At 70.7% G+C, this 11933-nt stretch carries 9 protein-coding genes; 4 read left to right on the top strand and 5 right to left on the bottom strand.

What is annotated here, in order from left to right:
* Positions 1-198 precede the first annotated feature (198 nt).
* Positions 199-2790, bottom strand: coding sequence for an ATP-dependent chaperone ClpB (gene clpB, locus ACFFGY_RS08485; protein WP_377044023.1), 2592 nt, complete (start codon positions 2788-2790; stop codon positions 199-201).
* A gap of 116 nt (positions 2791-2906) precedes the next feature.
* Here clpB and ACFFGY_RS08480 point away from each other — a divergent pair, with 116 nt between their 5' ends.
* The 3 genes from ACFFGY_RS08480 (at position 2907) to ACFFGY_RS08470 (ending at position 7272) form a co-directional block, all read left to right on the top strand.
* Positions 2907-3659 carry an MOSC domain-containing protein gene (locus tag ACFFGY_RS08480; RefSeq protein ID WP_377044022.1) on the top strand — a complete coding sequence of 251 codons (753 nt, stop codon included), beginning with the start codon at positions 2907-2909 and terminating at the stop codon, positions 3657-3659.
* Positions 3660-3895: 236 nt separating this feature from the next.
* Positions 3896-4963, top strand: coding sequence for a glycosyltransferase family 4 protein (locus ACFFGY_RS08475; protein ID WP_377044021.1), 1068 nt, complete (start codon positions 3896-3898; stop codon positions 4961-4963).
* Between the two features lie 95 nt (positions 4964-5058).
* On the top strand, positions 5059-7272 hold the full coding sequence (locus ACFFGY_RS08470; RefSeq protein ID WP_377044020.1) for an amylo-alpha-1,6-glucosidase: 2214 nt from the start codon (positions 5059-5061) through the stop codon (positions 7270-7272).
* A gap of 84 nt (positions 7273-7356) precedes the next feature.
* Here the strand turns inward: ACFFGY_RS08470 and ACFFGY_RS08465 are convergent, their stop codons facing one another.
* Entirely contained in the window at positions 7357-7884 is a 528-nt protein-coding gene (locus ACFFGY_RS08465; RefSeq protein WP_377044019.1) for a DUF4167 domain-containing protein, read from the bottom strand.
* Between the two features lie 459 nt (positions 7885-8343).
* Between ACFFGY_RS08465 and ACFFGY_RS08460 the strand changes: the two genes are divergently transcribed.
* Complete coding sequence (locus ACFFGY_RS08460; protein ID WP_377044018.1) at positions 8344-9378, top strand: S1C family serine protease; 1035 nt, start codon at positions 8344-8346, stop codon at positions 9376-9378.
* Between the two features lie 100 nt (positions 9379-9478).
* On the opposite strand, the gene ACFFGY_RS08455 is transcribed toward ACFFGY_RS08460, so the two are convergent.
* The 3 genes from ACFFGY_RS08455 to ACFFGY_RS08445 form a co-directional block, all read right to left on the bottom strand.
* A complete protein-coding gene (locus tag ACFFGY_RS08455) occupies positions 9479-10081 on the bottom strand; it encodes a YcbK family protein (protein WP_377044017.1) in 603 nt (200 codons plus the stop codon).
* Positions 10078-11586 carry a L,D-transpeptidase family protein gene (locus tag ACFFGY_RS08450; RefSeq protein WP_377044016.1) on the bottom strand — a complete coding sequence of 503 codons (1509 nt, stop codon included), beginning with the start codon at positions 11584-11586 and terminating at the stop codon, positions 10078-10080. The genes ACFFGY_RS08455 and ACFFGY_RS08450 overlap by 4 nt, the downstream gene beginning before the upstream one ends.
* A gap of 116 nt (positions 11587-11702) precedes the next feature.
* Positions 11703-11930: a hypothetical protein gene (locus ACFFGY_RS08445; protein WP_377044015.1), complete on the bottom strand. Its 228-nt coding sequence runs from the start codon at positions 11928-11930 to the stop codon at positions 11703-11705.
* Positions 11931-11933 lie beyond the last annotated feature (3 nt).

The following is an 11933-nucleotide window of genomic DNA, read 5'->3' as shown; positions in this document are numbered from 1 at the left end:
ACCCAAACCAGCGCCTCCAGCTCCTCAGCCCAACCCGCCTCAGCAAGTCAGGCCAGAAACCCTCACCAGCGCTCCGTCCCGGTGTGAGCGGCGATATAGGCCCCATAGCCCCACCTGTAAACACCCTTGTCGCACTTTCCTCAGACGAAATGATCAGTCCGATGCCGGCGGGTTCATCACCCGCCGGCAACCGGCACCTCAGGCAGCCACGGCCTCCGGACGGTCGTGATTGCTGATTTCCAGCCCATCAGCGTCCGCGGTGACCTCGACCACCGAGCCGTCGTGGATCGTGCCTTCCAGCAGCATGCCGGCCAGCCGGTCCTGCAGGCTCCGCTGGATAACCCGCCGCAACGGCCGCGCGCCGTAGACCGGGTCGTAGCCTGCCTCCGCCAGCCAAGCCTGCGCCTTGTCGTCCAGATGCAGGGTGATCTTGCGGTCCGCCAGCAGCGAACGCAGCCGGCCCAGCTGGATGTCCACGATCGAGGCCATGTCGTGGCGCGCCAGGCGGCGGAACAGCACGACCTCGTCCAGCCGGTTCAGGAACTCCGGCCGGAAGCGGGTGCGCACCACGTTCATCACCTGCCCGCGCACCAGATCCACGTCCTCGTCGTCCGGCTGGCTGGCCAGGATCTCGGAGCCGAGGTTGCTGGTCAGCACGATCAAGGTGTTGCGGAAGTCCACCGTCCGCCCCTGCCCGTCCGTCAGCCGGCCATCGTCCAGCACCTGCAGCAGGATGTTGAAGACGTCGTCGTGCGCCTTCTCCACCTCGTCGAACAGGATCACCTGGTAAGGGCGCCGCCGCACCGCCTCGGTCAGGGAGCCGCCTTCCTCGTAGCCGACATAGCCTGGAGGCGCGCCGACCAGCCGGGCCACGGAGTGCTTCTCCATGTACTCGGACATGTCGATCCGCAGCAGCGCCTTGTCGTCGTCGAACAGGAAGCTCGCCAGCGCCTTGGTCAGCTCGGTCTTGCCCACGCCGGTCGGGCCCAGGAACAGGAAGGAACCGATCGGCCGGTTCGGGTCCTGCAGCCCGGCCCGGGCGCGCCGGACCGCCTTGGACACCGCTTCCAGCGCTTCCTCCTGGCCGACCACCCGCTTGCGCAGGGCGTCCTCCATCCGCAGCAGCTTGGCGCGCTCACCTTCCAGCATCCGGTCCACCGGAATGCCGGTCCAGCGGCTCACCACCTGGGCGATACTGTCCTCGGTCACCGCCTCGTTCACGAGGTTGCCCTCGGACGCGGCCTCGTTGATCTGCGCTTCCAGCTTGGGGATGACGCCGTACATCAGCTCGCCTGCCTTGGCGTAGTCGCCGCGGCGCTGCGCGAGCTCCACCTCGGTGCGGGCGCGGTCCAGCTCCTCCTTGGCCTTCTGGGCCGAGGTCAGCTTGTCCTTTTCCGCCTGCCAGCGCTGGGTCAGGGTGGCTGAACGCTCCTCCAGCTCCGCGATCTCGCGCTCGCGACGCTCCAGCCGATCGCGCGACGCGGCATCGGTCTCGCGGCGCAGGGCCTCACGCTCGATGCGCATCTGCATCAGTCGGCGGTCGAGCTCGTCCAGCTCCTCGGGCTTGCTGTCCACCTGCATCCGCAGGCGCGAGGCGGACTCATCCACCAAGTCGATCGCCTTGTCGGGCAGGAACCGGTCGGTGATGTAGCGGTTGCTCAGCGTCGCCGCCGCCACCAGGGCGCTGTCGGCGATGCGGACGCCGTGGTGCAGCTCGTACTTCTCGCGGATGCCGCGCAGGATGGAGATGGTGTCCTCCACCGTCGGCTCGCCCACGAAGACGGGCTGGAAGCGACGGGCCAGCGCCGCGTCCTTTTCCACGTGCTTGCGGTACTCGTCCAACGTGGTGGCGCCGATGCAGCGCAGCTCGCCGCGGGCCAGCGCGGGCTTGAGCAGGTTGGCCGCGTCCATCGCGCCGTCCGCCTTGCCCGCCCCCATCAGCGTGTGCATCTCGTCGATAAAGAGCACGACCTCGCCGGCCGCGCCCTCGATCTCGGTGAGAACGGCCTTCAGCCGCTCCTCGAACTCGCCGCGGTACTTGGCGCCCGCCACCAGCGCGCCGAGGTCAAGCGCCAGCACCCGCTTGTTGCGCAGGGCCTCGGGCACGTCGCCGTTGACGATGCGCAGCGCCAGCCCTTCCACGATCGCGGTCTTGCCCACGCCGGGCTCGCCGATCAGCACCGGGTTGTTCTTGGTGCGGCGCGCCAGCACCTGGATCGAGCGGCGGATTTCCTCGTCGCGCCCGATCACCGGGTCGAGCTTGCCGCCGCGTGCGGCTTCGGTCAGGTCGCGGGCGTACTTCTTCAGGGCGTCGAAGTTCTGCTCGGCATTCGGGCTGTCCACGGTGCGGCCCTTGCGCAGCTGCGCCACCGCGGCCTCCAGCTTCGGCGCCGTGGCACCGGCGCGCTGCAGCGCGCGCCCGGCCGGGGTGTCGCTGGCGGCCAGCGACACCAGCACCCGGTCCTGCGCCACGAAGCTGTCGCCGGCCTGGGTCGCGGCACGCTCCGCCGCGTCGAGCAGGCGCACCAGCTCGGGCGTCAGCTGCGGCGTTCCGGCGCCGCCGCCGGACACCACGGGAATGCGGCCGATCTCGGCGTCCACCTCGCGCTTGGCGGCGGCGGGGTCGCCGCCGGCAGCACGAATCAGCCCGGCCGCGGCACCTTCCTCGTCGTCGAGCAGCGCCTTGAGCAGGTGCTGCGGTGTCAGCTGCTGGTGGAACTCGCGGATCGCGATCGTCTGGGCGGCCTGCAGGAAGCCGCGCGCACGTTCGGTAAGCTTCTCAAGATTCATGTATGGTCCCTCTCCGAGGCAACCGGGGCGGGGCGTCCCTGATCAGGCAACGCCCTGCCCCGCTGTCGGATGGGATGTGGTAATTCAACGTCCTGCGCTTCAAGGGAGACGGCCCCGTGCTGGTCGAGCATCTTTATCGCTATCCCGTGAAGGGGCTGAGCGCCGAGAGCCTCGAGGAGGTCTACCTCACCGAGGGCGAGACCATCCCCCACGACCGGCGCTTCGCCCTGGCTCAGGGAGATGCCCCCTTCGATCCGGCGCACCCCACCTTCCTGCCGAAGCAGAACTTCGCCTGCCTGATGTCCAACGCCCGCATCGCCCTGCTGCGCTCGGCCTTCGACGCGCATGACGGCACGCTGTCGCTGCGGGCACCGGGCGGGGAAAGCCTGACCGCCAGCACCCGCACCGCCGCCGGCCGCGCCGCCATCGCCGACTTCCTGACGCGCTTCCTGGGCACGGCGGCGCGGGGCGAGCCCCGCTTCCTGGAAGCGCCGGGCCACGCCTTCACGGACCACCGCCGCAAGGCCGTGTCGCTGATCAACCTGGCAAGCCTCCAGGCGCTGGAAGCCGCGATCGGGCGCCGCCTCGACCCGCTGCGCTTCCGGGCCAACATCTACTTCTCCGGCCTGCCTGCCTGGGCGGAGTTCGACTGGGTGGGACAGGAAGTGCTGCTGGGCGGCACGCGGCTGTCGGTCTTCAAGCGCATCGTCCGCTGCCCGGCGACCCAGGTGGACCTGGAGACCGGACAGCGCGACTGCGACGTGCCGAAGCTGCTGCGGCAGCATTTCGGCCATGCCGACCTGGGCGTCTACGCCGCCGTCGTGGAGGGCGGCCGCATCGCCGTGGGCGACGCGCTGGAGCCGGTCTGACGCAGCGGCCGGCGGGCGCTGCGGGGGTGGAGCGGCCTCTTTGGTGCCCGTGTGGCAGAGGTGCCATAATTAGGGCCAAAGCCACCCCTACTCGATACGCTGTGCAACCGATGCTGCACCTGCTCGCTACCGGAAGCAGGGCGCGTCGAGGCAGGTGGCCATGGCGTGCCGCCTGACGTTTCCCGGGGCCGGCCGGGGACGCACAGGGTGTTCCGGCCTGTTGGAGAGACCTGAGAATGCGCATCGCTCAAGTGGCCCCGCTGGCGGAGGCCGTTCCGCCCAAGCTTTATGGCGGAACCGAGCGTATCGTGTCCTACCTGACCGAAGAACTCGTCGCGATGGGTCATGAGGTGACGCTCTTCGCCTCGGGCGACAGCGTGACCAGTGCCCGGCTCGAAGGCATCGTGCCCAAGGCGCTGCGCCTCGACCCGACGGTGCGCGACACCACCTCGCCGCACATCCTGATGATGTCGAAGGTGATGGACCACCTGGACGAGTTCGACATCGTCCACTTCCACATCGACCATTACCAGCTGCCGGTGATGCGCGATCGCGCCACGCCCTTCGTGACCACCTTCCACGGCCGCCTCGACCTGCCCGAGCTGCAGCCGCTGATGAACGCCTTCCCGAGGGCGCCCTACATCTCGATCTCGAACTCGCAGCGGGCACCGCTGCAGAACGTGAACTGGGCGGGCACGATCTATCACGGCCTGCCGGCCGACCTGCTGCCCTTCTCGGCCAAGGAAGATGGCTACCTCGCCTTCCTGGGCCGGATCTCGCCGGAAAAGGGCCCCGATGCCGCGATCCGCATCGCGCGCGAGGCCGGCATCCCGCTGAAGATCGCGGCCAAGGTGGACAATGCCGACCGTGACTATTTCAACGAGGTCGTCCGCCCCATGCTGAACGGTGAGGGCGTGGAGTTCATCGGCGAGATCAACGAGCAGGAGAAGGCGGGCTTCCTCGGCAACGCGCGCGCGCTGCTGACGCCGATCTGCTGGCCCGAGCCCTTCGGCCTGGTGATGATCGAGGCGATGGCCTGCGGCACGCCGGTGATCGCCTTCGGCCACGGCTCCGTGCCCGAGGTGGTCGACCCAGGCCGCTCCGGCTTCATCGTGCACGACGAGATCAACGCCGCGGCCGCGGTGAAGCGCCTCGCGGAACTGCCGCGCGCCGGCGTGCGTGCCTGCTTCGAGGAGCGTTTCACCGCCCGCCGCATGGCCGAGGATCACCTGGCCCTCTACCACGGCATGATCGCGCAGCAGCGCCCGGCGGTGCTGCGCGCCGTGTCCAGCGCCGCGGTTTAACGATACGCCATGGAAACAGTGGGGCCGGCCGGGGTTGCAGCCGGTCCCACTGGCTCTAACTGCCCGCTATCGCCATCCGGAAAACAGAGTCCCGAATGAACGACGCCTCCCCTGCCCCCGCGGCCAACCCCGTCGCGAGCCCGGCCGAGGAGGAGTGGACGATCGCCGCAACGGCGGCCACGGCCCTGGCGCTCTACCGCCCCCGCACCCTGAAATGCGGCGACACCTTCCTGGTGCTGGACAATTACGGCGACGCTCAGGCGCTGGGAAACACGGCCGAGGGCCTGTTCCACAACGACACCCGCTACCTGTCGCGCATGTCGCTGCGCCTCGCCGGGATGCGGCCGCTGCTGCTGAGCTCCGCCGTCAGCCAGGATAACGCGCTGCTCTCGGTCAACATGACCAACCCCGACCTGTTCCTGCCCGGCGGCGGCACGCTCAAGCGCGACACCGTTCACATCATCCGTCAGATGGTGCTGGGCCCGGCCGTGCTGCAGGAACGCATCCGGCTCGAGAACTTTGGCGACCAGCCGCTGCACCTCGAGCTTTCGCTGACCCACGCCGCCGACTTCGCCGACATCTTCGAGGTGCGCGGCATGAAGCGCGGCAACGGCCGCGGCACCCGCGACAACCCGGTGGAACTGCCGGCGGGGTTGCGCCTGCGCTACACCGGCCTCGACGGCCTGGTTCGCACCACGCTGCTGGAGTTTTCCGCGCCCCCGGATCGGCGCCAGGGGCGGGAAACCGCCTGGATGCTCGACCTGCCGGCCGGCGGCTCCCAGACGCTGGAAATCACCGTGCGCTGCCACGCGGATGACGGCCTGCCCGCCGAAGCGCCGGGGTTCGATGACCTCCTGCGCGACCTGCGCCGCTGGTCGATGCGCCGCCTGGATGAGCACGCGCTGGTGCACACCTCCAACGCCGCCTTCAACGACTGGATCCACCGCTCCCAGGCGGACTTGGCGATGCTGACCACCACCACGCCGCAGGGTCCCTTCCCCTATGCCGGCATCCCGTGGTTCTCCTGCCCCTTCGGGCGGGACAGCATCATCTCGGCACTGCAGTGCCTCTGGGCCGACCCGGAGCTCGCACGCGGGACGCTGGGCTTCCTGGCCGCGCAGCAGGCCACCGAGCTGGACCCCAAGCGCGATGCCGAGCCGGGCAAGATCCTCCATGAGATGCGCCGAGGCGAGATGGCGGCGCTGGGCGAGGTTCCCTTCGGTCACTATTACGGTTCGGTCGATTCCACGCCGCTCTTCGTGGTGCTGGCGGCGGCCTATGCCGAGCGCACCGGCGACTGGGCGCTGATCCGCTCGGTCTGGCCCGCGGTGGAGAAGGCGCTGGGCTGGATGATCCACTACGGCGACCCGGACGGCGACGGGTTGCTGAAATACGACCGCAAGTCGGTCAACGGGCTGATCAACCAGGGCTGGAAGGACAGTTTCGACAGCGTCTTCCACGCCGATGGCCGCATGGCCGAGGCGCCGATCGCCCTGATCGAGGTTCAGGCCTATGCCGAGGCCGCCTGGCGCGGCGCCGCGCGGATGGCGACGGCGCTCGGCCTGCACGAGGATGCGGCCGGCTGGCTGGAGCGTGCCGACCGGGTCCGCGACGCCGTGGACCGGCATTTCTGGTGCGAGGAGCTGGGCACCTACGCCATCGCCCTCGACGGTGACCGGCAGCCCTGCCGGGTGCGCAACAGCAACGCCGGCCACGCGCTGATGACCGGCCTCGTGCCGGCCGACAAGGCGCCGATCCTGGCGGCGACGCTGCTGGACCCGAGTTCCTTCACGGGCTGGGGCATCCGCACGATCGCCGAGGGCGAAGCGCGCTACAATCCGATGAGCTACCACAACGGCAGCGTCTGGCCGCACGACAACGGGCTGATCGCGCAGGGGCTGAAGCGCTACAACCTCCACGGCCAGCTGGAGCAGCTGATCAGCGGCCTCTTCGACACCGCGCTGGCGGTGGACATGAAGCGCCTGCCGGAGCTGCACTGCGGCTTCCCGCGCGCCGATGCCGAGGGACCCACGGCCTATCCCGTTGCCTGCCTGCCGCAGGCCTGGGCGGCGGCGAGCGCCTTCGCGGTGCTGGGCGCCATGCTGGGGATCTCGTTCCGGCCAGAGGCCGGGGTGATCCGCTTCGTCCATCCCATCCTGCCGTCCTGGCTTGAGGAGCTGCGGATCGACAACCTCCGCCTCAACGACAGCAGCGTGGACGTCGTGCTGCGCCGCCACGGGGCTGACGGGGCCGTGTCGCTGAACGTCCTGGGTCGCCGCGGGGACGTGGAGGTCGCGGTTATCACCTGACCGCCTTCTGGGGCGTCGCACCCCGGAGCACCGCGCTCTCCGGGGCTGCCGCCGGGCTCGGCCCGACGGAACCGGGTTCCCGGCTTACTGGACCGAGTGGCGGGGGTCGCCGTCGAAGGCGTCCTCGCTGTCGGCGCCGGACTGCCCGTTGCCGTTATGGCCGTTACCGGAGTGACCGTTGTTCGCGTGGACGCTGAGGTTGATTTCCTCGCTGTCCTGCGGGGCCTGGCCGTCGTTGTTGTCCGGCCCGTTCTGCCAGCGGCGGTTCCCCTGCCCCTGGTGGTTCTGGCCGTTCGGGTTGGCGGGACCCTGGTTCTGCTGGGCCTGCGCCATGGCGTTCAGGATGCGGAAATAATGCTCCGCGTGCTGGAAGTAGCTCTCGGCCATGACCCGGTCGCCCGAGCCGGTCGCGTCCCGGCCGAGCTGCAGGTACTTCTCGAACAGCTGCTGGGCAGTGCCCCGCATCCGCATATCCGGCCCGGACGAGTCGAACACGTGGTTGCGGTTCATCGGCTGCTGGTTGTTGGAGCGGAAATTGCCGCCCCCGCCACCCTGACCCCCGCCACCATTGTGACGGTGGCCACCGCGGCCGCGCATGCGCTTCATGTTCATGGGTGTCGTGTTCGCACTCTCATGCTCGGGCCCCTTGGTGACGCTGCGCGGGGCGCGTCGGGGCCTGGACTTGCGATGGTGGTTCATCCCACGCGGTGGGCCGGTGCCGGAGGCCTGGCCTGCCCGGTGTACCGACGATGCCTGGACCGGCCCGAAGCCGTCCAAGGTTCCGCGGGGGCAACCTAGCCCCAGCTTTCGTCCGCGCCAACCCTTTTCTCACGCTTCGGGGAGCAGCCGGATCAGCGCAGGGTCACGCCTGACGCGCGGCGGGGGCCCTCCGCGCGGGGTGGCGGGTGCCCTGGCCCGGCGGGCCATTCCGCAGGAAAGTATGTGTCAGCCTGGTAATCCGTGATGAAGACGGATTAAGCGCGGCGGGGATCGAACGTTCATGCGGCCGGTCTCATCCTCCCTGTTACAAAGCCGGCATCCCTCCCCCGCCGGCGGAGGAGAAACCACACCATGTCGCCTCGCCTTCGCAATACCCTCGCCGCCGTGCTGCTGGCCGGCACCGCCGCCGGCGGCGTCACGACGCTGCCGGCGCTGATGCCCCACGCCCAGGCCGCGGCCCCCGCGGCCGCGCTGCTGTCGCACCCCGAAGGCTTCGCCGACCTCGTGCAGCAGGTCTCGCCCGCGGTGGTGAAGATCGCCGTGGTCGGCGCCGAGCGCGGCGGCAACGTGTCCATGGGCGAAGGCTCCGGCTTCATCATCGACCCGTCGGGCCTCGTGGTGACCAACTTCCACGTAGCCGGGCGGGCGCAGCGCATCACCGTCAGCCTGGCCGACGGGACGCAGCTGCCGGCCCGGGTGATCGGCGCCGACCAGCGCAGCGACCTCGCGCTGCTGCAGGTCGCCAGCACCAAGCCGCTGCCCACCGTGAGCTTCGCCGACGGGCAGGCGCCGCGCGTGGGCGACGTGGTGCTGGCGATGGGCAATCCCTTCGGCCTCGGCCCCAGCGTGACCTCGGGCATCATTTCGGCCAAGGGGCGCGACATCGGCGAAGGCCCCTACGACTCCTTTCTGCAGACCGACGCCTCCATCAATCCCGGCAATTCCGGCGGACCGCTGTTCGACCTGTCCGGGCATGTGGTGGGCGTGAACACCGCGATCCTGTCGCCCTCCGGCGCCAGCGCCGGGATCGGCTTCGCGGTGCCGGCCGAGGTGGCCTCGCACGTCGTGGATCAGCTGCGCGCGCATGGCCACGTGGAGCGCGGCTGGATCGGCGTTTCGGTCTCGGGGCTGGAAGAAAGCGACCGCCAGGGCGCGCTGGTGGCGCAGGTCGCGGCCGACGGTCCGGCCGCGAAGGCAGGGGTCCGCCCGGGCGACGTGATCACCGCGATCGGCGGACAGGCGGTGACCGATCCGCGCGGCCTGGCGCGGATGGTGGCGGATCAAACGCCGGGCAAGGACCTCGAGCTCGGCGTGTCGCGCGGCCCGCAGGTGCTGAAGCTGACCGTCCACCTGCGCCCGCAGCCGGCGGAATTGTCGCGCAGCTGAGGATCGGGCGCGTCCCCCTGTCGCGCGGGCGGACGCCCCGCGCGACGCGGCCAGGCCGGGATGAGACCTTCCGGCCTGGCCTCCCTTCAGCCCCGGTGCCTCACCAGCGGCGGGGCTGGCCGCAGTCGAGGTGGACGAAGCCGTCGTGCCGGTACAGGCCGACCCCGCCCATCTGCATTTCCGCCGCCTGACGGGCCATGCCGTAGGAATCCCGGTCCGGCAGGCGGACGTCGGCGGCCATGCCCGACATGTGCAGCGACACGGTGGAAGCGCGGGCGAGCCGCTTCGCCAGCGCCGCGTTGCGCTCCGGGGCGCGGTAGCCGCTGATGACCTGATAGGTCTCGGAGGAGTCCATCTGCTGCGCCACGGCGTGCAGCACGTCGAAGAGGCGCGGGTCCATCGGCGTCACCTCGGCGGTGGGCAGGTCGCGCAACACCCAGTCGAGCTGTTCCAGTGCCGGGCGCAGGTAGCGGCCGTTTTCCCAGTAGGTGCCCTCGAAGCTGTTTTCCGGCGCGTCGGCCCGCTGGATGCGCAGCACGCGCGGCGGCCCGCTCTGCGCCAGCGCCGGCCGCACCACGGCGGTGCAGGCGATCGCCGCGAGGCTGGCGCGGATGACCTCGCGCCGGCGGAAGGCGGGCGGGCGGGCGGCGTCGACGCAGCAGGGGCAGTCGAGGCGCGGCAGGTGGGTGGCGCTCCGGCTCATCGCGCGGCCACCTGCGGGACGGCCGGGCGGGCGAGCTCCCGGGCGTAGGCGGCGTCGAGGCCGTAGATGTCGGGCCGCAGCCGGACGTGCCCGTCCTCCACCACCGCGGTGCTGTAGATGAGGTGCACCGGGATTGGCCGGGCCACGGGCACGTTCACCGTCTGCCCGCCGTCGAGGGTTTTTCGGATACGGGCATCGTCCCAGCCCCGCACCCCGTCCATGGCGATCGTCAGCAGTTCCATGGGTCGCTCCAATCTGATGCAGCCCGACGAGAAGGCGCGGTCGGGCCGGTTGAAGGCGGCGCGGTCGGGCGTGTCGTGCAGGTAGATGTCGTCGTTGTTGGGCATGATGAACTTCAGCCGTCCCAGCGCGCTCTCGTCGCCCGCGTCCTGGCGCACGAGGTAAGGGAAACGCTCTTTGGGCACCGTGTTCCAGTCCACGGTGGCCGGGTCGATCTCCACGCGCTCGCCGCCCACCACCGTGTAGAAGTGGAAGCCCTTCGCGACCACGGATTTCACGTCGCGGCGCAGCTTGGGCAGCAGGTCCTCGCGCGCGTTGCGCTCCGGCACGCCCCAGGGCGGGTTGAACTGCACCGTGGTCATGCGGACCTGCAGCAGCGGCGTGGCGCGGCTTGGCCGCCCCACCACCACGTTCATCCGCAACAGGCGCTTGGTGCCGTCCATCACCTGCAGGCGGTAGTCGGGAATGTTGACGTCGATGCGGCGCCCGGCCGGCGGACGCGCGGCGGCGCGGCGCATGTCGAGCGCCACGCGCAGCTGGTTCACCCGGTCGAGCACGGGGCGGTTGAGCTGGGCCAGCGAGATGGCACCCACACGGCCGTCGGCCTCGAGGCCGTTCTCCTCCTGCCAGCGGCGCACCGCCTCGGCCAGCGGCGGGTCGTAGAGCGCGCCGCCATCCTCGGCCGCCGCCAGCGCCGGGTCGGTCACCCGCAGCCGGGCCCGAAGCGCCGGAACCCGGTCGGGGTCGCTGCTGCCAGGCTCGATCGTCGGGCCTGCGGGGATGCGACCCCAGCCGCCGGCGGCCAGGATCGCGCGGGCGCGCGCCAGCTCGGTGCGGATCGCCAGCGCCTCGGGATGCACCAGCGCGGCGCGGTCGATCACGGCGGCGGGCTCGGCTGCGCCGAGGAGGTCGAGCTGCCAGCGCGGCATCGGCACGGCGGCGGGATCGCGCAGGATGTCGGGGCGGTCCGTGGGCTGCCGCACGCGGCCGAGCAGCAGGTCCGACAGCGCCGCCCCGGCCGCGCGCAGGGCCGAGCTGGCGAAGCCGCGCGGGTCGGCGGGGGCGGCCTCATCGGCGGGGATTGCGTACCAGGCGGGGTCGAGCCCGTCTTCCTCCAGCCGGCGCAGACGGGCGGTGAGCCGCAGCAGGGCATCGACGGAGGCGCGGGTGGAGGCGGGAACCGGTGGCTGGCTGTGCGCCTGGTCCGAAACAGCCAGCGGCACGGCGCTGGCCGCCAGGACGAGGCAAAGGTCACGTCGGCGCATGCGGCACCGATAACCCCCGCAGCCTCGCTTTGCCAAGGCGTTATCGGCCTTCGCTGCGGCAGTCCGTGAACTGCGGCCGCGCCTGGGTGCGCCGCGGCCGCGTCCTCAGCCGGCGATCAGTGGCGCCAAAGGGTGATCAGCGCCGCCACCACGGCCAGTGCCACCGCCGCGAAGAGCACGGCGCGAAGCACGCTGCTCACCTCGCCGGCCGCGTCCGGCGCACCTTCCTCGGGCTTGTAGGACGGACGATGGGCGTGCGGCCTTCCTTCCTCCGCTTCGGTCAGCGGCGCGAGCACAGTGTCCTCGTCCGCGGGCTCAAGCTCCTCCCGCCGCGTTTCGCTCACCGG

Source organism: Roseomonas elaeocarpi (assembly GCF_042433915.1).
Taxonomy (GTDB): Bacteria; Pseudomonadota; Alphaproteobacteria; order Acetobacterales; family Acetobacteraceae; genus Roseomonas; species Roseomonas elaeocarpi.
The sequence above is the reverse complement of the archived record's forward strand: the minus strand, read 5'-3'. Positions and strand labels throughout refer to the sequence as shown.

What these genes read in the sequence shown, in the direction of transcription:
- ACFFGY_RS08470 (WP_377044020.1), top strand. Translation starts at nt 5,059, where the DNA reads ATGAACGACGCCTCCCCTGCCCCCGCGGCCAACCCCGTCGCGAGCCCG.
- ACFFGY_RS08450 (WP_377044016.1), bottom strand. Translation starts at nt 11,586, where the DNA reads ATGCGCCGACGTGACCTTTGCCTCGTCCTGGCGGCCAGCGCCGTGCCG.
- ACFFGY_RS08465 (WP_377044019.1), bottom strand. Translation starts at nt 7,884, where the DNA reads ATGAACATGAAGCGCATGCGCGGCCGCGGTGGCCACCGTCACAATGGT.
- ACFFGY_RS08475 (WP_377044021.1), top strand. Translation starts at nt 3,896, where the DNA reads ATGCGCATCGCTCAAGTGGCCCCGCTGGCGGAGGCCGTTCCGCCCAAG.
- ACFFGY_RS08460 (WP_377044018.1), top strand. Translation starts at nt 8,344, where the DNA reads ATGTCGCCTCGCCTTCGCAATACCCTCGCCGCCGTGCTGCTGGCCGGC.
- ACFFGY_RS08455 (WP_377044017.1), bottom strand. Translation starts at nt 10,081, where the DNA reads ATGAGCCGGAGCGCCACCCACCTGCCGCGCCTCGACTGCCCCTGCTGC.
- clpB (WP_377044023.1), bottom strand. Translation starts at nt 2,790, where the DNA reads ATGAATCTTGAGAAGCTTACCGAACGTGCGCGCGGCTTCCTGCAGGCC.